This is a genomic window from Rhodococcus yunnanensis NBRC 103083 (assembly GCF_001895005.1).
GTDB classification, from domain to species: Bacteria; Actinomycetota; Actinomycetes; order Mycobacteriales; family Mycobacteriaceae; genus Rhodococcoides; species Rhodococcoides yunnanense.
The window spans coordinates 1-766 of sequence record NZ_BCXH01000062.1 but is presented as its reverse complement, the minus strand read 5'-3'; the positions used below and the strand labels follow the sequence as shown (position 1 = coordinate 766).

Here is a 766-nt window from a genome sequence, read left to right as displayed (position 1 = left end):
TTCGTGGTCGCTGGTGGCGATCGGTGCACGGCGGGCCTGCTCGAGCACTTCGGTGGTATGCCCACCATGACTGCCCGGCCCGACATGCGCCTCGGCGCGCATCCGCTCGACCATGTGCGGGTAATGCAACTCGAACGCCGGACGCTCCGACCGAATCCGCGGTAGCTCGGTGAAATTGTGCCGCGGCGGCGGGCACGAGGTGGCCCACTCCAACGAGTTGCCGTACCCCCACGGATCATCGACCGTCACGACCTCGCCGTACCGATACGACTTGAACACATTCCACACGAACGGCAACGTACTGGCACCGAGCACGAACGCACCGATCGTGGAAATGATGTTCAGCGTGGTGAACCCGTCCGAGGCCAAATAATCCGCATACCGACGCGGCATCCCCTCGTTACCGAGCCAATGCTGCACCAGGAACGTGCCGTGGAACCCGAAGAACGTCAACCAGAAATGCCACTTCCCGAGCGTCTCGTCCATCATCCGGCCCGTCATCTTCGGGAACCAGAAATAGATACCGGCATAGGTAGCGAACACCACCGTCCCGAACACCACATAGTGGAAGTGCGCGATCACGAAGTAGGTGTCGGTGACATGGAAATCGATCGGCGGGCTCGCGAGCAACACACCCGAGAGTCCACCGAACAAGAACGTGATCAAAAAGCCGATCGAGAACAACATCGGCGTCTCGAGCGTCACCTGCCCACGCCACATCGTGCCGATCCAGTTGAAGATCTTCACCCCCGTCGGCACCGCAATC

The 766-nt window shown here is 60.8% G+C and carries 1 protein-coding gene; it reads right to left on the bottom strand.

Going from position 1 to position 766, the window contains the following annotated elements; all coding sequences use genetic code 11:
- Nucleotides 1-766 (bottom strand): cytochrome c oxidase subunit I (locus tag RY1_RS29275; RefSeq protein ID WP_174565500.1); only part of this gene is annotated, 766 nt, incomplete at both ends.